The sequence below is a fragment of the Protofrankia sp. BMG5.30 genome, from assembly GCF_001983005.1.
GTDB lineage: Bacteria > Actinomycetota > Actinomycetes > Frankiales > Frankiaceae > Protofrankia > Protofrankia coriariae.
Genome location: NZ_MOME01000013.1, coordinates 200,538 through 220,090, shown reverse-complemented (window position 1 = coordinate 220,090; position 19,553 = coordinate 200,538). Strand labels below are relative to the sequence as shown.

Annotated in this window: 15 protein-coding genes and 1 tRNA gene; 10 read left to right on the top strand and 6 right to left on the bottom strand. The window is 69.1% G+C overall.

What is annotated here, in order from left to right; genetic code table 11:
* Positions 1-24: 24 nt before the first annotated feature.
* From nuoL to BL254_RS08985, 4 genes are read left to right on the top strand one after another with little or no spacing between them, the layout of a single operon-like run.
* Complete coding sequence (gene nuoL, locus BL254_RS09000) at positions 25-1,986, top strand: NADH-quinone oxidoreductase subunit L (protein WP_305775648.1); 1,962 nt, start codon at positions 25-27, stop codon at positions 1,984-1,986.
* A gap of 1 nt (position 1,987) precedes the next feature.
* A complete protein-coding gene (locus BL254_RS08995) occupies positions 1,988-3,574 on the top strand; it encodes an NADH-quinone oxidoreductase subunit M (protein ID WP_076843050.1) in 1,587 nt (528 codons plus the stop codon).
* Between the two features lie 17 nt (positions 3,575-3,591).
* On the top strand, positions 3,592-5,166 hold the full coding sequence (gene nuoN, locus BL254_RS08990; protein ID WP_047221682.1) for an NADH-quinone oxidoreductase subunit NuoN: 1,575 nt from the start codon (positions 3,592-3,594) through the stop codon (positions 5,164-5,166).
* 19 nt (positions 5,167-5,185) lie between these two features.
* The gene (locus BL254_RS08985) at positions 5,186-6,187 is read left to right on the top strand and encodes a polyprenyl synthetase family protein (protein ID WP_047221550.1); all 1,002 of its coding nucleotides are present in this window, start codon (positions 5,186-5,188) and stop codon (positions 6,185-6,187) included.
* A gap of 216 nt (positions 6,188-6,403) precedes the next feature.
* Here BL254_RS08985 and BL254_RS08980 read toward each other — a convergent pair whose 3' ends face one another.
* The 3 genes from BL254_RS08980 to BL254_RS08970 form a co-directional block, all read right to left on the bottom strand.
* The gene (locus tag BL254_RS08980; RefSeq protein WP_076843049.1) at positions 6,404-7,699 is read right to left on the bottom strand and encodes a hypothetical protein; all 1,296 of its coding nucleotides are present in this window, start codon (positions 7,697-7,699) and stop codon (positions 6,404-6,406) included.
* Positions 7,700-8,337: 638 nt separating this feature from the next.
* Positions 8,338-9,399, bottom strand: coding sequence for a 2-oxoacid:ferredoxin oxidoreductase subunit beta (locus BL254_RS08975; protein WP_076843048.1), 1,062 nt, complete (start codon positions 9,397-9,399; stop codon positions 8,338-8,340).
* Positions 9,396-11,282, bottom strand: coding sequence for a 2-oxoacid:acceptor oxidoreductase subunit alpha (locus tag BL254_RS08970; protein ID WP_076843047.1), 1,887 nt, complete (start codon positions 11,280-11,282; stop codon positions 9,396-9,398). The genes BL254_RS08975 and BL254_RS08970 overlap by 4 nt, the downstream gene beginning before the upstream one ends.
* Positions 11,283-11,873: 591 nt before the next feature.
* Between BL254_RS08970 and BL254_RS08965 the strand changes: the two genes are divergently transcribed.
* A complete protein-coding gene (locus BL254_RS08965; protein WP_076843046.1) occupies positions 11,874-12,974 on the top strand; it encodes a Rossmann-like and DUF2520 domain-containing protein in 1,101 nt (366 codons plus the stop codon).
* A gap of 130 nt (positions 12,975-13,104) precedes the next feature.
* Positions 13,105-13,983 (top strand): zinc metalloprotease HtpX, encoded by an 879-nt coding sequence (gene htpX / locus BL254_RS08960; protein WP_076843045.1) that lies wholly within the window; start codon positions 13,105-13,107, stop codon positions 13,981-13,983.
* 241 nt (positions 13,984-14,224) lie between these two features.
* Here the strand turns inward: htpX and BL254_RS08955 are convergent, their stop codons facing one another.
* Positions 14,225-14,713 carry a YajQ family cyclic di-GMP-binding protein gene (locus BL254_RS08955; RefSeq protein ID WP_047221554.1) on the bottom strand — a complete coding sequence of 163 codons (489 nt, stop codon included), beginning with the start codon at positions 14,711-14,713 and terminating at the stop codon, positions 14,225-14,227.
* Positions 14,714-15,116: 403 nt separating this feature from the next.
* Here BL254_RS08955 and BL254_RS08950 point away from each other — a divergent pair.
* The 4 genes from BL254_RS08950 to BL254_RS08935 all read left to right on the top strand — a co-directional run bounded on the left by BL254_RS08950 (position 15,117) and on the right by BL254_RS08935 (position 16,984).
* Positions 15,117-15,201, top strand: a tRNA-Tyr gene (locus BL254_RS08950).
* 247 nt (positions 15,202-15,448) lie between these two features.
* A complete protein-coding gene (locus tag BL254_RS08945; RefSeq protein ID WP_047221555.1) occupies positions 15,449-15,760 on the top strand; it encodes a guanosine polyphosphate pyrophosphohydrolase in 312 nt (103 codons plus the stop codon).
* 150 nt (positions 15,761-15,910) lie between these two features.
* A complete protein-coding gene (gene pyrE, locus BL254_RS08940) occupies positions 15,911-16,438 on the top strand; it encodes an orotate phosphoribosyltransferase (RefSeq protein WP_076843044.1) in 528 nt (175 codons plus the stop codon).
* A 144-nt stretch (positions 16,439-16,582) separates the two neighbouring features.
* Positions 16,583-16,984 carry a gamma-glutamylcyclotransferase family protein gene (locus tag BL254_RS08935; protein ID WP_047221556.1) on the top strand — a complete coding sequence of 134 codons (402 nt, stop codon included), beginning with the start codon at positions 16,583-16,585 and terminating at the stop codon, positions 16,982-16,984.
* Positions 16,985-17,385: 401 nt separating this feature from the next.
* On the opposite strand, the gene BL254_RS08930 is transcribed toward BL254_RS08935, so the two are convergent.
* Positions 17,386-17,922, bottom strand: a complete 537-nt coding sequence (locus BL254_RS08930) for a hypothetical protein (protein ID WP_076843043.1) — start codon at positions 17,920-17,922, stop codon at positions 17,386-17,388.
* Positions 17,923-18,276: 354 nt separating this feature from the next.
* The gene (locus BL254_RS08925) at positions 18,277-19,467 is read right to left on the bottom strand and encodes a GH25 family lysozyme (RefSeq protein WP_254857925.1); all 1,191 of its coding nucleotides are present in this window, start codon (positions 19,465-19,467) and stop codon (positions 18,277-18,279) included.
* Positions 19,468-19,553: the final 86 nt, after the last annotated feature.

Sequence of the window (19,553 nt, the reverse complement as noted above, 5' to 3'; positions counted from 1 at the left end):
ACCTCTCCGATGACGAGGTACGCCATGCCGCATGAGGTGGGACACGAGGTGGGCTACGCGGCGGCCAGCGGCGTGTTCTCGGCGACGTGGCTGCTGCTGGTGCTGCCGCTGGCGGGGGCGCTGATCCTGCTGCTCGGCGGGCGGAGGACCGACCGCTGGGGACATCTGCTGGGCACCGCGGCCTCCGCGGCGAGCTTTGTCGTGGGGCTGGTGCTGTTCTTCGAGCTGCGCGGCCGTGGCGCCGAGGACCGGCAGGTCGCCCAGCACCTGTTCTCCTGGATTCCGGTCAACGGCTTCCAGGTGGACGCCGGTCTGCTCTTCGACCAGCTGTCCGCGGTCTTCGTGCTGCTGATCACCGGCGTGGGGACGCTGATCCACGTCTACTCGATCGGTTACATGGCGCACGATCCCGGGCGGCGCAGGTTCTTCGCCTACATGAACCTGTTCCTGGCGTCCATGCTGCTGCTCGTCCTCGGGGACAACTTCCTCGTCCTGTACGCGGGCTGGGAACTGGTCGGCCTGTCGTCCTTCCTGCTGATCAAGTTCTGGGAGTACAAGCCGGCCGCGGCGACCGCGGCCAACAAGGCCTTCTACATGAACCGGGTCGGCGACGTGGGGCTCGCCCTGGCCATCATGCTGATGTTCGCCACGGTGGGCAGCACGAACTACGACTCGGTGCTCGGCGCCGCCGCGGCCGACATCATCGGGTACGGCACACTGACCGCGATCGCCCTGCTGCTGCTGCTCGGCGCCTGCGGGAAGTCCGGCCAGTTCCCGTTGCAGGCATGGCTGCCGGACGCGATGGAGGGCCCGACCCCGATCTCCGCGCTCATCCACGCCGCCACCATGGTGACCGCCGGGGTCTACCTCATCGCCCGCGCCAGTCCGATCTTCACCGAGACCCAGGCCGCCCGGACGGTGGTCGTCATCATCGGCGCCGTAACGATCGTCATCGGCTGCGTCATCGGCTGCGCCTACGACGACATCAAGAAGGTGCTCGCCTACTCGACGGTGAGCCAGATCGGGTACATGTTCCTCGCCGTGGGGCTGGGCCCGGCCGGTTACGCGCTCGGCATCGCGCACCTGCTGGCACACGGCTTCTTCAAGGCCGGCCTGTTCCTCGGATCCGGCTCGGTGATCCACGCGATGGACGACGAGCAGGACATGCGGAAATACGGTGGCCTGTGGCGGCTGATGCCGGTCACCTGGGTCACCTTCGGTCTCGGCTACCTGGCCATCATCGGCCTTCCCCCGCTGTCCGGGTTCTTCACCAAGGACAAGATCATTGAGGCCGCCTTCGACAAGGGCGGCACCAGCGGGTACCTGCTCGGCCTGACCGCGCTGCTCGGCGCGGGCATCACCGCCTTCTACATGACCCGGCTGTTCCTGCTGACCTTCCACGGGGAGCGCCGCTGGTCGTCCTCGGGCGAGCGGGCCAAGCATCCCCACGAGTCCCCCACGGTGATGACCGGGCCGATGGCGCTGCTGGCCGTGGGCTCGGTGTTCGCCGGTGGGCTGTTCATCGTCGGCGGCACCCTGCAGGACTGGCTGGCACCGGTGCTCGGCGAGAGCCACGAGGAGGGCGCGCACACGCTCTCCCCGGCGGTGGTCACGGCGCTGACCCTGCTGGTCGCCGCCGGTGGCTTCGCCGGGGCCTACCTGCGATACCAGGTACGTCCGGTGGAGGCCGTTGCCCGCCCCGACTCCGAGGTTGGGCTGGTCACCGTGGCCGCCCGGCACGATCTTTACGCCAACACGTTCAACGAGACCGTGTTCATGCGCCCGGGGCAGTACCTCACCCGTTTCCTGGTCTGGCTGGACACGGTCGGGGTGGACGGGCTGGTCCGGGGCACCGCCGCCGGGATCGGCGGCCTGTCCGGGCGGCTGCGCCGCACCCAGACCGGGTTCGTCCGCTCCTACGCGCTGTCGATGTTGGGAGGTGCTGTCCTCGTGGTCGTGGCAGCGCTGCTGGTAAGGACCGGATGACGTGAACAGTTTCCCGTGGTTGACCCTCCTGCTGATCATCCCGGCCGCCGCGGCGGTCGTCGTCGCGGTCGTCCCGCGGCGGCTGGGCACGCTGGCCAAGCAGATCACCCTGGCGGTCACGCTGGTGGAGTTCGTGCTGGCGCTGCTGGCGACCATCGCGTACGAGCCGGCGCGGGCCGGCTTCCAGTTCGCCCAGAAGTACTCCTGGATCAAGCAGTTCGGCATCTCCTACTCGGTGGGTGCCGACGGGATCTCGCTGGTGCTGATCCTGCTCGCGACGCTGCTGGTGCCGATTGTCGTCCTCGCCTCCTGGGACGAGGTCGACGCCGCATCCCCGGACGGCACGCCCGTGGTGGGCAGGCGCAGCGTCCCGGCGTTCTTCGCGCTGTTGCTCGCGCTCGAGGCGGGGATGGTCGGGGTGTTCGCCGCCACCGACGTCTTCCTGTTCTACGTCTTCTTCGAGGCGATGCTGATCCCGATGTACTTCCTGATCGGGAGCTACGGGCCGGTCAAAGAGCAGGCGCAGCGGTCCTACGCGGCGGTGAAGTTCCTGCTGTACAGCCTGCTCGGCGGGCTGCTCATGCTCGCCGCGGTGATCGGCCTCTACGTCGTCTCGGCCGACCAGCTCGGCACCGGCACCTTCGACTTCGCCACCCTGCGCCAACTGGACATCACCCCTGGTGTGCAGAAGCTGCTCTTCCTGGGCTTCTTCGTAGCCTTCGCCATCAAGGCGCCGTTGTTCCCCTTCCACACCTGGCTGCCGGACGCGGGCGCGCAGTCGCCGACCGGCGGCGCGATCCTGCTGGTGGGCGTCCTGGACAAGGTCGGGACCTTCGGGCTGATCCGCTACTGCATCCCGCTGTTCCCGGAGGCGTCGTCCTACTTCGCGCCCATGGTGCTCGCGCTGGCGGTGATCGGGATCTTCTACGGGGCGTTGCTCGCCATCGGCCAGCGGGACATGAAACGCCTGGTGGCGTATACCTCGCTGGCCCACTTCGGCTTCATCGCGATGGGTACCTTCGCGCTGACGTCGCAGGCGGGCACCGGCGCCGTCCTCTACATGGTCAACCACGGGCTGTCGACGGGCCTGYTCTTCCTCGTCGTCGGCTTCCTGGTGGCCCGGCGCGGCAGCCGGGACGTGGGGGCCTACCGTGGCATGGCGCAGGTCACACCGACGCTGGCCGGCGTCTTCCTCATCGCGGGGCTGTCGTCGCTGGCGCTGCCCGGCCTGAACAGCTTCGTCAGCGAGTTCCTGGTGCTGGCCGGGACGTTCACCCGGTACCGGGCGCTGGCCATCGTGGCCACTGTCGGCATCGTGCTCGCCGCGATCTACATCCTCTATCTCTACCAACGGACGATGACAGGACCGTTGGTATCCGAGGATGCTCGTGGAGTGCTCGATCTCAGTGTCCGGGAGAAGATCGTGGTCGCGCCGGTGGTCGCCCTGATCATCGCCCTCGGCATCTACCCGAAGCCGCTCATCGACATCRTCCGGCCGACCGTCACGGCGACGTTCGAGGACGCCGGGCACACCGATCCCGCACCAACCGCCCCCGTGAACGCAAGCCAGACCGGAGGCCACTCGTGAGTGCCACAGCATCCGCCATCGCCGGCCCGCAGGTGCTGGCCCAGGGCGCGCAGGGGACGATCGACGTCCCGGCGATCCAGTACAGCGCGCTGAGCCCGATCCTCATCGTCTTCGGGGTGGCGCTGGCGGGTGTGCTCGTCGACGCGTTCGTGCCGGCGAAGGCCCGCCGGGTCATCCAGCCGTTGCTGGCCGCGGCCGGGTTCGTGGCCGCGTTCGTGGCGGTCGTCCTGCTGCACGCTCGGCGGCAGGTGCTCGCGGCCGGGGCGCTGGCCATCGACGGCCCGACCCTCTTCCTGGAAGGCGCCATCCTGCTCTTCGCCCTGCTGGCGGTGCTGCTGGTCGCCGAGCGGCGGCTGGACTCCTCCGGCGGGGCGATCGTGGCGTCGGCGGCGATCACACCGGGGTCACCGGGCGCGACCGCCCAGCGTTCCTCCGCGGAGGTGCAGACCGAGGCGTACCCGCTGATGGCGTTCTCGGCGGCCGGGATGCTGCTGTTCGTCTCCTCCAACACGCTTCTGATCATGTTCGTCGCGTTGGAGATCCTCTCCCTGCCGCTGTACCTGCTCACCGGCCTGGCCCGCCGCCGTCGTCTGCTCTCCCAGGAGGCGGCGATGAAGTACTTCCTGCTCGGCGCCTTCTCCTCGGCGTTCTTCATCTACGGCCTGGCCTTCGTCTACGGCTACGCCGGCAGCGTCAACCTCGGCCGGATCGCCGATGCCGCGGGCACGGTCGGCGCGAACGACACCTACCTCTACCTGGGGATGGCCCTGCTCGGCATCGGCCTGTTCTTCAAGATCGGCGCCGTGCCGTTCCACTCCTGGACACCGGATGTCTACCAGGGGGCCCCGACCCCGATCACGGCCTTCATGGCCGCGGGCACAAAAGTGGCGGCGTTCGGCGCGCTGCTGCGGCTGTTCTACGTCTCCTTCGGCGGGCTGCGCTGGGACTGGCGGCCGATAGTCTGGATCATCGCGATCCTGACCATGGTTGTCGGTGCGGTGTTGGCACTGACCCAGCGTGACATCAAGCGGATGCTCGCCTACTCGGCGATCGCCCACGCCGGCTTCCTGCTCACCGGGCTTGCCGCGGCCAACAGCGACGGGCTGAGCGGCTCCCTGTTCTACCTGGTCGCCTACGGCTTCACCACGATCGCCGCTTTCGGTCTGGTCACCCTGGTGCGGACGGGGGACGGCGAGGCGAGCGACCTGTCCCAGTGGCAGGGGCTCGGGCGGCGCTCCCCGGTGCTCGCGGGGATCTTCGCCTTCCTGCTCCTCGCCCTGGCCGGCATCCCGCTCACCAGCGGATTCACCGGGAAGTTCGCCGTCTTCGAGGCCGCGATCGCCGGTGACGCGACACCGTTGGTGGTCGTTGCCCTGGTCACCAGCGCGATCGCCGCGTTCTTCTACGTCCGAGTGATCGTTCTGATGTTCTTCCAGGAACCGGGTGCGGACGGCCCCATAATTGTCACTCGTCCGACACTMACCTACGCGGCCGTCGGCATCGGCGCGGTCGTGACGCTCCTGCTGGGAGTCGCACCACAGCCCCTGCTCGATCTCGCCGGCACCGCGGCCACTTCCGGCTTCGTACGCTGAGGCCCCAGGGAACCTACATATGAGCGCAACGGGGTTGGATCTTGTAGGGATCAGGGCTGACCCTGATCTGGAGCAGGCTGTCCGTCGCGGCCTCTACGAGGTCGAACGGATGCTGCGCGACGCCGTTCGCAGCGACGTGCCGTTCGTCACCGAGACGTCCCGGCATCTGGTGGACGCCGGTGGCAAGCGTTTCCGGCCGATGGTCGTGCTGCTCGCGGCCCACTTCGGTGACCCGGACGCCATCGGTGTGCTGCCGGCCGCGGTGGCCATCGAGCTCACCCACCTGTCGACGCTGTATCACGACGACGTCATGGACGAGGCGCCGCTGCGGCGGGGAGCGGCGTCGGCGAACGTCCGCTGGACCAACACGATCGCGATCCTCACCGGCGACTTCCTCTTCGCCCGGGCCTCGGACATCACCGCCGACCTGGGGCCGGAGGCCACCCGCATCCTGGCCCGCACGATCGCGACCCTGTGCGAGGGGCAGATCCGGGAAACCGTCGGGTCGCTACCGGGGCAGGATCCAGTCGAGCACTACCTGCGCGTGATCAGGGAGAAGACCGCGTCACTGATCGCCACCTCCGGCCGGCTCGGCGCGATGCTCGCCGGGGCCGATCCGATCACCGTGGATGCTCTGGCCGCTTTCGGTGACTACTTCGGGGTGGCCTTTCAGCTTTCCGACGATCTCATCGATGTCGCCTCTGACCAGGCCGCATCCGGTAAGACACCCGGGACGGATCTGCGGGAGGGGATTCCCACGCTGCCGGTGCTCTACGCGCTGGAGGATGACGATGCCGCCGCGGCCCGGCTGCGCAGCCTGATGAAGGACGGCTTCGCCGTGGAAGGCGCGCTCGCCGAGGCGCTGGACCTGCTGCGCGGYCATCCGGCCATGGGACGTGCCCGCCGTGAGGTGGCGCGCTGGGCAGGCCAGGCACGTGACTGCCTGGCCGTGTTGGAGAAGGGGCCGGCCAGAACCGCGTTGGAGACGCTCGCCGACTACGTGATCGACCGCACTGGCTGACCCGTCCACAATCGTGCCTGAACCGCACTCGAACCGCACCGGGCGGTCTGCACGCGTCGGGTGTGAGCGGCGGGCGCGCCCGGATGACCTCGGGTGTAGCGGATGCTCCTCGGGCGTGCCGGACGGTCCTCGGGTGTACCGGATGGTCGTTGTGGGAGCCGCGCGGGCGCTGCGGCCCCCACTCCGTGGGATCTGATCGTTTCTGCTTTATCTGCTTTATCTGCTCAGTGGCGAGAACGGCGGAGGATCGTAGAACTCGATCAGTTTGGTGGCCTTGTCGCGCAGTGACCCGTTCTCCCCGGCCGAGGATGGCTGCGGGGCTGCCTGGGCAGCCGGCGCCGCGGCGCCCGTTACCGCGGCGGAGGATGCCGGCGGCTGGCTGGCCGCGGCGCTGCTCCCGGTGGTTGCCGGCAGCGCCGTCGGGGACAGAGCCGCCGACGGGGCGGGTGTGGGGGAGACGCCCGCCGAGGTGGCTGTCGGGATGGGTGTCCCAGCCAGCGGCGTCTGACCTGTTTCGAAACCGCGCAGTGTGGTCGTGGTCGGCTGGCCAGTTGGTTCGCTGCTCCCGCCGACGTCGATCGGACCTGTTACCGCCCCGCTCGGGAAGGCCGGCTGCTCGGTGGCGGACTGTGCTGTTGGCGCGGGCGTCCCGGCCAGCAGGCCGGACCCGTCGKGGATGGCGCCGGAATAGTACGAATACGTGGGATACGGGGACTCGGGATAGGTGGCGACAGCCTGTGGGAGATCCGCACCAGCGGAGCTGGGAGCACCGGCTGCCAACAGCGAGTCGTGCCCGGTGGAGCCTGTGCCAGGTAGGCCAGGGCCAGGGGTGGTGACGGTCTGCGGTGGCGGGGCAACCGGCCRTGCCACCGGCCTGTGCACACTGCGAGGAGTTCTGTCCGCCGTCCTCTGCAGGACCGATGGTGAGCTTCCCAGCCCGACCGATGGTGCTGTGGCGGCTGCCCCGAGATCGACGACCTGTTCGTCCTGGGCGCCGGCCAGGGCTATACCGGTGAGCAGGGCGGAGATCCCGGCAAGAGAAGCGGTACCGGTGGCGACCAGCCGGTTGCGGCTCAGCCTGGGCTGCCCGGCTGCGGGCTGTCTGACGGGGACATCCCGGTGCGCGCCGCGACGTGTGCCGCGTGCCTGCCTGTCAGCCGGCCGTGCCCTGCCCGCGCCGAACGGGGACGGCCCGCTCAGCGTGTCCGGTTCGCCGGAGCCCGTCAGTTGCTGGCGGGGGATGAACATCGCTCCCGGGCGTGCCGGCAACACCGTGGGGAACACCGGTGCGCCCGGTTGCGGCCGAGCGCCCAGGCCGGCGTCGCGTTTCCGGAAGATCCGTGGTGATCTGACGGGTTCGGCTGCGCCCAGGCCGTCGGTGACGGTCGCGCTGACAGCGGTCTTCGTGTCGCTCGACGTGCCGGTGGCCGCGGGCGTACGGGTGGAACCGGCCCGGTGAGGGGCGTCCGCTGCCTGCTTCCGTGAGTGTCGGGCAGCGGAGTGGTTACCCACGGCTCACCTCGCCCGCCACGGGAAGCGATACCCGAGGAGAACGAGGAGAACGCTGTCGGGCCTGCCGGCAACGGGACGATCTGTCCTGCACTGTTCCTCCGGATCGGTAGCTTACCGTAGCCCCCCGAGCTGTAGCCCCCGAGCCCCACCACCCGCCAACTGTTATGAAGATCCAGAAAAGCGGATTCGGGATGCCGAACGGATCACAATGCTAGCCGACGGATCGCGGATGTTTCGACGCCATATGAACAACGGTCCATCAAAGGTGTTATTTGCTCCGTTGAGCGACCTGCCGGTGACCGGCAACCCGAAGCGGTCCAACGTCCGAGGTGGCTCAGGGGAGCCAGCCCGGTTCGGCCGGGACCTCGGAGGTGAAAATCGTAGCCGCGTTCTTCGGCGGCCCAGGTTTTTCAGGACTGGCTGGTACGTAAAAAATCGCACCACAAAAACCACACAAAAAGAAGATTTTACGTTCTGCCAGTCGGCCGGTACACGCCAGGCCCGGCGAGTGTGCGCAGAACCTGTGGCCGGGTGCCCTTCGACGCCTGTCGTCAGGAGCCGACCGGCCGGACCGCTCCCCGGTGGATCCCGGTCTGACACGACCGCGGACCCACCGGAGACGATCCCAGGAACGATCGCTAGGAAACCGTCCAGGTGTCGCCGCTGCCCAGCAGCTGTATCAGGTCGCCCTCGCCCTGGCGGGCCCGGGCATCGGAGATCTGGCCGTTGAGCTGCTCATCGTAGGTGGGCAGGTCGATGTCCCGGAAGACCCCGATCGGCGTGACCCCGGCCGAATCGCCCGTCAGCCGGGACAGCTCGAACGCCAAGCCCGGCTCGGCCGCGTGGGCGTCGTGGACCAGCACGCCGTCGTCGGTCGCGGCRCACACCTCCAGCTCGCCGCCAGGAGCACGGCGGATGCCCTTGTCGCGCTCCACGCCGAACACCAGCGGCTCGCCGTGAACCAGCCGCAGGGTCGCGTCGTCCTTGGACGAGCGGTCCTTCAGAGTGTCGAACGCCCCGTCGTTGAAGATGTTGCAGTTCTGGAAGATCTCCACGAAGGCCGAGCCGGGGTGGGTGGCGGCCGCGCGCAGCACCGAGGTCAGGTGCGCGCGTTCGGAGTCGATCGACCGGGCCACGAAGGACGCCTCGGCGCCGAGCACCAGCGAGATCGGGTTGTAGGGCCGGTCCAGCGAGCCGTACGGAGTCGACTTCGTGATCTTCCCTACTTCTGACGTGGGCGAGTACTGGCCCTTGGTCAGCCCGTAGATCCGGTTGTTGAACATCAGGATCTTGATGTTGACGTTGCGGCGCAGCGCGTGGAGCAGGTGGTTGCCACCGATGGACAGCGCGTCGCCGTCACCGGTGACGACCCAGACCGACAGGTCCGGCCGCGAGACCGCGAGACCGGTCGCGATGGCCGGCGCCCGGCCGTGGATGGAGTGCATCCCGTAGGTCTTCAGGTAGTACGGGAAGCGCGAGGAGCAGCCGATGCCGGAGATGAACGCGATGTTCWCGCGGGCGATCCCGAGTTCCGGCAGGAAGCCCTGGACAGTGGCCAGGATGGCGTAGTCACCGCAGCCGGGGCACCAGCGGACCTCCTGGTCGGAGGTGTAGTCCTTGCGGGTCTGCGGCTGGCTGGCGGCGGGTATGAGGTCGAGCAGCCGGTTGGTGATACCGGTCTGGTTCGTCGTGACGGTCACTGCTTGATCACGTCCTCCAGGACACCCGCCAGTTCGGCGGCCTTGAACGGAAGCCCACGGACCTGGTTGTAGCCGATGGCGTCGACCAGGAACTCCGCTCGGATCATGGCCCTGAGCTGGCCGAGGTTCATCTCGGGGACGAGGATCCGGTCGTAGGCGCGCACCACGTCGCCGGTGTTCTCGGGGAACGGGAACAGGTGGCGCAGGTGGGCGTGGGCGACCTGGAGCCCGTTCGCGCGGACCCGCCGGCACGCGGCCGCGATCGGCCCGTAGGTCGAGCCCCAGCCGAGGACGAGCACCCGGGCCTGGCCGGAGGGGTCGTCCACATCGAGGGCGGGGATGTCGCGCGCGATACCGTCGATCTTCGCCTGGCGCAGGCGCACCATGCGGTCGTGGTTCGCCGGGTCGTAGGAGATCCCACCGGAGCCGTCGGCCTTCTCCAGGCCGCCGATGCGGTGCTCCAGCCCGGGGGTGCCGGGCACGGCCCACGGCCGGGCGAGCGTCTCGTTGTCGCGAAGGTACGGCCAGAACTCCGGGCCGTTGTCGCCGGTGTGGTTCGGCCCGGTCGTGAACGTCACCCGCAGGTCGGGCAGGTCGGCCCGGTCGGGCAGCAGCCACGGCTCCGAGCCGTTGGCGAGGTAGCCGTCCGAGAGCAGGATGACGGGCGTGCGGTACTTCGTCGCCAGCCGGGCGGCCTCGATGGCGGCGTCGAAGCAGTCCGCCGGGGAGCGCGGGGCGATCACCGGCAGCGGCGCCTCGCCATTGCGGCCGTGTACGGCCATGCTGAGGTCGGCCTGCTCGGTCTTGGTGGGCAGCCCGGTGGACGGCCCGCCCCGCTGGATGTCGACGACGAGCAGCGGGAGCTCGAGGGTCACCGCGAGGCCGATGGTCTCGGTCTTCAGGGCCAGGCCGGGCCCGGACGTCGTGGTGACGCCGAGCGAGCCGCCGAAGGACGCACCGAGAGCGGCACCGACACCGGCGATCTCGTCCTCGGCCTGGAAGGTCCGTATCCCGAACCGCTTGTGCCTGCTCAGCTCGTGCAGGATGTCGGAGGCCGGGGTGATCGGGTAGGAGCCCAGGAACAGCGGCAGCCCGGTGAGCTCGGCGGCGGCGATCAGCCCGTAGGACAGCGCGAGGTTCCCGGAGACGCGGCGGTAACGGCCGGGCTTCATCCGGGCCGGGGCGACCTCGTAGACGACGGCGAAGGCCTCGGTCGTCTCACCGTAGTTGTAGCCGGCACGCAGCGCCGCGATGTTCGCGGCGGCRATCTCGGGGCGTTTCGCGAATTTTTTCTCAAGAAACGCGACGACACCGTCGGTGGGCCGTTGGTAGAGCCAGCTCATCAGACCGAGCGCGAACATGTTCTTCGCCCGCTCGGCCTCTTTCTTGTTGACGGTGCCGGTRCTGCTTTCCAACGCGTTCACCGCGTCGATGGTCATCGACGACAGGGGTACCCGGTGCACCCGGTATCCATCGAGGGTGCCGTCGGTGAGCGGGTCGGAGGAGTATCCGGCCTTCTTCAGGTTGGCGCTGGTGAAGGCGTCGGTGTTGACGACGAGGTCGGCGCCGGCCGGCAGGTCCTTCAGATTCGATTTCAGCGCCGCGGGGTTCATCGCCACCAGCATGTTCGGGGCGTCCCCGGGCGTCAGAATGWCGTGATCGGAAAAATGAAGCTGAAATCCTGACACGCCGGCCGGGGTGCCGGCTGGGGCGCGAATTTCGGCCGGGAAGTCCGGTAGGGTGGACAAGTCGTTGCCGAACGCCGCCGTCTCACTGGTGAACTGTTCTCCAGTGAGCTGCATCCCGTCGCCCGAGTCGCCCGCGAAGCGGATGACGACCCGGTCGAGTCGATGGATTTGACGATCCCTGACCTGGCCTGACACGTTGTGTAACCTCCTCGGGTACCACTTGAGCGTACCGGTCGGACTATTGGCGTGGGGCGCAACGTCCCGACGGGGTCAGGTCCGTGTGATGAATATGACACATCCCGATGGGAGCGGCGCGTCGGCCAACTGGCGGGATGTCTGCAATGAAATAATCTGCGGCTTTCTGGCACGAATGACAAAAATTTGAATTTTGTCAGAATATCCGCAAATTTTGTGTAAAAATTGTGTGATTAGACGTGCCGACTAGTCTCCTCCATGCTAACAGGCAACCGCCTCGTACCTGTGTCGGTACCTGTGTCGGTACCTGTGTCGCACCTGCTTGTGAGGAGACGCGGGGAACGCGCGGGTGAGCGAACCCCGTGTCCGGCGAGGTGGGCCCGACGGGGTTGGTGGAGCCGTGCCAGCCGTGCCGCCCGCGGCATCACTCCCTATGGCGCCCGATGGGGCCTACGGCCCCATACACTCCTTTTACGGGGCCTACGGCCCCACGCGCGGGACCCACGGCCAGCGGGGCGCGCGGCCGTGCCGCGGACGGGAATCCCCTGGCCCGGTGCGCCCGGGCGCGGTATCCGGTGGGAGCATGACCAGGTGAGCGGGCAGGCGGATGCCGCCAGCGGCGATGTTGTCAGCAGCGGTGCCGCCAGCAGCCGTGCCGCCAGCGGCGTCGACACCGCCGCGCGGCCCGCGGGCCGGCCGGTGCCCACCGCGGCGGGGCCGCGGGTCGGGATCGTCGGCCTCGGCCGGGCAGGCAGCGCGCTCGGGACGGCGCTGTCGGGCGCCAACTGGCCGGTGGTCGCGGTGCACGCGCGTTCCGCGGCGGCCCTGGAACGGGCCCGGCTCCGCTTTCCGACGGCGTCGATCGGGACGCCGGCATCGGTGGTCGAGGCGTCAGATGTGGTTATTCTCACAGTCTCTGACGACGCCATCGAAGATGTCGCCAGAAGCGTCGCCGCCGCCGGTGTCCTGCGGGCCGGGCAGGTCGTCGCGCACGCCAGCGGACGGCACGGCACGGGCATCCTGCACCCCGTGCTCGCCCACGGGGCGTTCCGCGCGGCGGTRCATCCGATCATGACTTTGAGCGGCGCCGACGACGACGCGGGCCGGCTGGTGGGCGCCGGGTTCGGGGTGACCGCGGACCCGGGTGCCCAGTCGGTCGCGAACGCGCTGGTGACCGCTGTCGGCGGCCGGGTCGTCCCGGTGCCCGAGCGGGCCCGCACGGCCTACCACGCCGCCATCGTCCTGGGCGCCAACTACCTGGCGACGCTGGTCACAGCCACGCTGGAGCTACTGGCGGCCCTCGGCGTCGACCAACCGGCGGGCGCTGTCGCGCCGCTGCTGGAGCAGTCGCTGCGCGGCGCCGTCGAGCGTGGCCCGGCGGCGCTGACCGGCCCGGTCCGGCGTGGGGACGCCGGGACGGTGCGGGCGCACCTGGACGCCCTCGCGGCGCATGACCAGGCGGTGGCATCGGTGTACGCGGCCCTGGCCGCCCTCACCGTGGACCAGCTCGAGCGGGCGGGGCTGGCCGGTGGCGAACCGGCCAGCGGCATCCGCGACGTCCTCCGCGCGGCCGGCGGACAGGGCCCCGCCGCACCGGGCCCAGGCACACCGGGCCCAGGCACACCGAGCCCAGGCACACCGGGCCCGGTCACACAGGACATGGATTCGGGTCGCCAGTTGGACAATCAGTGAATCGTTGGCGCTTGATTGTTCTCTCGGTGAGAGTAGTGTTGCGATTGGTGACCACGTGTGGCGGGAACGCTCCTGGTCGATCCGGGCGTTGCTATGGACGCAACCCTCGAGACGACAGGACACCGACGCCATGTCCCACCGCCACTTCAACGGGCTGAAGACCGCCGTCCTGCTGGGCGTACTGTCCGCGGTGATTCTGCTTGTCGGTTCCCTGTTCGGGAACCGTGGCCTGCTGATCGCTCTCATTTTCGCCCTCGGCGTCAACGGCGTCTCGTACTTCTTTTCGGACAAGCTGGCCCTGCGCGCGATGCGGGCCCAYCCCGTCAGCCAGATCCAGCAGCCACGCCTGTAYGCGATCGTCCACGAGCTCGCGACCAGGGCGCGGATGCCCATGCCGCGGCTCTACATCAGCCCGACTGCGGCGCCCAACGCATTCKCGACCGGCCGTAACCCACGCAACGCAGCGGTCTGCTGCACCACGGGAATCCTGGAAATCATGGACGACCGCGAGCTGCGCGGGGTCCTGGGCCACGARCTCAGCCACGTCCACAACCGGGACATCCTCATCGCCTCCGTCGCCGGGGCGCTCGCGAGCGTCATCGTCTACCTGGCGCATTTCGCGCAGTTCGCGGCACTCTTCGGGCTGGGTCGTGGGGACGACGAGGACGGTCCGGGCATCCTGGAGATCATGCTGTTCATCGTGCTGGGGCCGATCGCGGCGGCGGTCATCCAGCTCGCGATCGGCCGGGCTCGGGAATATCAGGCCGATGCCTCCGGCGCAACGTTGACCGGTGATCCGCTGGGCCTCGCGCTCGCGCTGCGCAAACTGCAGGTCGCAGCGGCCGCCCGGCCGCTGCCGCAGAGCTCGGAGCTGGCGCCGGTGTCCTCGCTCATGATTGCCAACCCGTTCCGGGGTGGTGGCCTCGRCCAGATGTTCAGCACGCACCCGCCGATGGAGCGCCGGATCGAGCGGCTGGAGGAGATGGCCCGGATCGACCCTTACCGTTGAATCCGCGCGAGGAGGGGTCGTATTCTGAAAAGGCCTGAGCCACAGGTCCGGAACCTCTCTGGGCTACCRGTCAGGAACCTCAGGGTCCAGACCCCGTAGGCGCGCAACCGCGGACTCGCGGCGAGGCAAACCCCCAGGCCTCGCCGTGCGGCACCCCGCCCGAAACCCCCCATCGGGCGGGGTGCATCCTTATTTGCGAAATATGCTCAGCTATCGATCATCCGGCCGGTGTTTCAGCAGGCTAGCGGTAGTTGACGAACTGGAGCGGCACTCCGAAGTCGGTCTCCTTGAGCAACTGGATAACCCGCTGAAGGTCATCCCGCTTCTTGCCGGTGACGCGGAGCTGGTCACCCTGGATCTGGGCCTGTACCCCCTTCGGGCCGTCGGTCCGGATCTTCTTGGAGATCGCCTTGGCCTTGTCGTCGGCGATGCCCTGCTGGACGGTCACGACCAGCCTGTGCTCCTTGCCGGACTGCGTGGGCTCGCCGTGCTCCAGGGCCTTGAGCGAGATGCCGCGCTTCACCCACTTCTCCTGCAGGACGTCCAGCACCGCCTTGACCCGTTCCTCGGTGGTCGCGGTGAGCAGGATGGACTCACCCGACCACGCCGCCGACGCGGCCGTGTCGCGGAAGTCGAAACGGGTCCGCACCTCCTTGGCGGTCTGGTTGATCGCGTTGTCGATCTCCTGACGGTCGACCTTGCTCACGATGTCGAACGACGGGTCCGCCACGACGAAGCGCCTCCTCGGTGTCTGCGGTTGTCTGCCACTGTCTGGCACTGTCTGCCGTTGCCTGCTCTGCCAGATTGCCTGCTCTGCCAGGCCGCCTGCTTGTCCGGCCGTGTCGGTTGCCGGCACGGATCCTCGTACCCGGGTGCCGCGCGGGCACGAGGCACACGGGCACGGGCACGAGGCATCCGACACGAGTCTRCCCAGACTCCAGCATGGCGGGACGGCCGCGGTCGGYGGGAGTCAGAGCCGGCCTGCTCATGCTTTGTCGCGGCTTCGTTGCGCAGGCCCGGCRCTGGCCTCGTGACGGGCTTGGCGCGTCCGGGCGTCGGACGACCGGGGGCGGCGTCCGCGGCCGGAGGGGGGCGTCGAACCGCCTGCCGCATCCCGTATGCTGTCCACCAACGGCAGGTTGCCCGAGTGGCCAAAGGGAGCGGTCTGTAAAACCGCCGGCTCAGCCTACGTTGGTTCGAACCCAACACCTGCCACCAACACCCCCAGCGGTACCCAGAACGTGCTGTACTCCAGGCCCTGGAGAGGTCTCCGGGGCCTTTCCCGTGTCCGCGGCCGATTGTCCGCGGCCGATCCCGACTGATCATGGCTGTTGCCGGTAGCTCGGGCACGGTACGTGTACACGATCAACATTCCTCTTCCAGGCGGCGCGCCGCTTCGATCCGCTCGCGGGCCGCGATGCCGTCGCCGCCGGCGTGCGGCGTCGCTCGGGCCGAAAATGCGGCGATGGCGACGTTTGCGATCAGCCTTCTGGTGATCTATACCGCTGACCTGGCTGCCTGCGAGGAGTTCTACCGTGGGCTCGGGCTGTGTCTGGTGCGGGAACGCCACGGCTCGGGGCCCGAGCATCTGGCCGCGACCCTCGCGGACGGCACCGTGCTGGAGCTGTACCCCGCTCGGTCGGGGCTGCCGACCGGCCGGCTGCGGCTGGGCCTCACGGTGGACGCGGATACGGCCGATCTCCCGCTGCCGCCCGGCCGCCATCTCCTGCGGGACCCTGACGGGCGCACGGTTGACCTCCAGGTGGGCGTTCGGTAGTCGATCAAATCCTTATCGCGACATTTCTGCGCTGTCCCTGCATGGTCGCTGTCCCGGCGTGGCCGTCGTCCCGGGGCAGGCGTTCTTCCGGCGCGGAGCGCCGAGTTTCCATCCCTGCTGYCGGCGCCGGGATGGATAGAGTCCGCAGGCATGGGTGATACCGGCACGCTTGCCGCCCGCGTCCGGGCCGCGTCCCATCTGACCGGGCAGTTCCGGCTGCGCTCCGGCCGGACCAGCGGGGAGTACTTCGACAAGTACCTGTTCGAGGCCGACCCGGTGCTGCTCGCCGACGTCGTCGACGCGATGCGTCCGCTGCTGCCCGCGGCCACCGACGTGCTGGCCGGCCTCGAGCTCGGTGGGATTCCGCTGGTCACGTTGCTGTCCCAGYGCACGGGGCTGCCGGCCCGGTTCGTCCGCAAGAAGGCCAAGGAGTACGGCACCTGCCGCACCGCCGAGGGCGGTGACGTCGCGGGCCTGCGGGTCGTCCTGGTGGAGGACGTGGTGACCAGCGGTGGCGCCGTCGTGGAGGCCGCCCGGGTGCTGCGGGAGCAGGGCGCTCTCGTCGAGGACGTCCTGTGCGTGATCGACCGTCAGGAGGGTGGCCGGGACGGCCTCGCCGCGCTCGGCCTCACCCTGCGCCCGGTCCTCACCCGCGCCGAACTGGACGCGGTCGCCTGAGCGGGACGCGGGGCCGCCCGAGCCCGGCCTCGCCGCCGTCCTCGCGGTCGTCATCAGGCACTGCGTCTCGCGGCTGCCCGCTCTCCGGCAGGGCTCTGGGAAAGCCCGGGCCCCTGGCGGTCTGCCGTGGGATCCTGAGCCGTCATGTCGTCGCTGTTCGTTTACGGCACCCTGTGCTTTCCGGAGGTTGCCCTGGCCCTGCTCGGCCGGCTGCCGCGCTCGCGGCCGGCAGCGGTCGCCGGGTGGCGGGCGGCGGCGCTGCCCGGTCGGGTCTACCCGGGTCTGGTGCCGGCCGCCGTGCCGACGGCGTTGGTGGCCGGCCGCGTACTGTCCGGCCTCAGCCCGCGGGAGCGGGCCGTCCTCGACGCGTTCGAGGGTGACGAGTACGAGGCGCGGCGTGTCGTACTCGTCGACGGCCGGTCGGCATCGGTCTATGTCTGGCGTGACGTCACGGCCGCCCTGGACCAGACGTGGGACGCCGACGCGTTCGCCGCCGCCCAGCTGCCGGCGTTCGTGTCGCGTATATCGCGCCGCCCCCGTTCCTGACCCCCGTTTCTGACCCCCGCTGCTGGCTGCCGCGGTCGCGGGTGGCCGCCGTTCCTGACCGCTGTCGGCCGCGGACTGCCGTCGCCGCGAGCCGGACATGAGGGCCCGGCCCATGCGGTGTGGTGCCTCCTGCCGGCTCGTCCTTCTGGCGTCATCCCGTTCGGGCTCGTTTCTTTCTGAATCTCTTTATTTCTTTGTTTCTTTTTCCGGAAATTTTCGGATGGTACGCGTTCCCGGTCGACGTGGACTCCGGGTTCAGCGGCGGCCGGTGGGACGCACGGCCGCGGGGCGAACGGCTTTTCCGGGGCCCGGGCGCACACGCTCGACGCCGACGTTCCACGGCCCGCGGGAGGGCTGGAACGCCGGCGTCGAGCGGGTTCCCGCTGTTCGCTGCCGGGTGTTCAGCGGGTGGGTGTATCAGGACCGGACCGGCTGCCTCGCGTGGTGGAGCGGGACGGTTCGGTGTACTCCCGGCGGCCTGTGCCGTATTCCCCGCGGCCTGTGCGGGCCTCCACCCGGTCGGCTTCGGGGTAGGGCTCGTAGGACCCGCGCGGCTGTGTGTCAGGCCTGGTCACCRCATAGATCACGAGTACGTCGAGCGCGATGAGGATGACTGCCCACACCGGGAAGACCGCGAGGAAGGCAAGGTGCGCGATCACGTTGACCGCGCAGATCGCGATTGCCGCCCAGCGGGCCCACCGCTGGCCCGTCAGCAGGCCCGCCGCGACGACGACCTCGACGATGCCCATGGCTATCAGCAGCCAGCCCCAGAAGTTCAGATCCTGGTAGATGATCGTACCGCTGTCACTGACGAGATAGGTATATCTGTCGAGAGCGGCAACTCCATAGATGATGTTGTGAAATCCTGCGATGAAGATGATGACCGTGGCAAATACCAGCCATCCGGTGGTGCGTGCCGCTGACCGTGCCGGTTGCATGGAATCCTCCCTGGAGCGTGGCGGGACGCCTGGCGACCCGGGGCCCGGTGGCCGCTGGYGGCGCGGAAGGGCCGTGGCCGCGTCACCTTCGGTGTCACTTTCGGGTCGGTTTGACGGCCCCGGGGCCGCGAGGTCTCCGGCGGCGCGGAAAGAGCATGACAGCGTCACCGGCGGCCGGCTGGCCCACATGGCCATGCCCTCCGTGTGCCCTCCGGGCGCCCTGCGCATGCCTGCGCATGCCTGCGCATGCCCCGGACATGCCCGGTTGCCCGACATTCCGGTCTGGAGACCCGTCGCGCGCAGTCATGTCCGGGTGATCGAAAATCCGTGTGGCGTGGTCTGGCCAGGCACGGCCTACGGGCGGGTGACGGCGACCGTGCCAGAGTCCGCGTCCCAACGCAGCCAGCCGTACTGGAAGGCGCTCTGGTGTCCTCCCCCGACCGGGTACTCGTCGCTGATCGGCAGCCCGAGGTCCGAACCGGCGCCACCGAGTGACAGGTAGTGGTTGAGGATCGCTCCGTGGACCTCGTGGGCGTCCGTGGCGGCGCTCCAGTAGATCCGGCCGCCCTGGAACACCGACTGCCTGCTGCCTGTCGTCTCCGCGTCCACCTCGTCGCTGGTCGGCCGTCCCAGGAAGCTGTTGCTGCCGCCCAGGTTCAGATATTTCGCGCCGATCCCACCGTGCGCCTCGTGGACGCCGGTCGCCACCGACCAGAAGAGCAGCCCCTGCTCGAACTGCCGCCACCGTCCGCCGCCACCGGCGGGTTCCTCGTCGCGGATGGCGGTCCCCAGCGCCGAGCGCACGCGGGAGTCGGAGCCGTACCGCCGGTCGATCTCGCTGATCCGCCCGTCGGCACTGGCGGCCAGCGCGTCGACGCCACAGCAGACGGCGTTCATGTCGACGTTCCCGGTGATGCCGGGAACGCTCCCGGAGGAGGTGAACTGCCACATCGCCCACTTCTGCCAGCCGCCGGGCAGGGAACCCGATGACGAGCTCCCGTTGTAAATGGCGAACCACAGTGGGTAGCGGGAGAATGACGTGGTGTTCTTCATCGTGTCGGTCCAGAACGACCGGTAGGTGTACAGGATGGGAGTGCGTCCGGTTCTCGTCTCGATCTCCTCCAGGAAGGCGCGGGTCCAGGCGGTGAGCTGGTCGGCCGACAGGCTTCCGTCGGCCTCGAGATCGAGGATGGGGGCCAGATGACCGTTGGACCGGGTGAGACCGGTGGTGGCGAGGAATCGGTCGGCCTGTTCGACCGCGGTCGTGATCGGCAGGACGGGCCGGGCGTAGTGGTACGCGCCGACGACCAGGCCCGTCTGGAGGGCACGCAGGCGGTCGAGGGCGAAATACGGATTGGTGTAGGTCATGCCCTCGGTCGCCTTGACGATGGCGAAGGTGACGCCGGCCGAGCGGACCGCGTTCCAGTCGATCTGTGCGCCAGCGGGATGTTGCCATGACGAGATGTCGATACCTCGCGGCCACTCAGCCGGGATTGTCTGCGCGGACTGGTCCGCGATGGGTACGGCCGCACCGGATACGGCCACGGCTGTGTCCGCCGTCCTGGGGGCGGCGGCCGTGGTCCCCGCCGCCAGGACAGGCAGGTCGAATGTGGCGGCCACGTTACGAATAG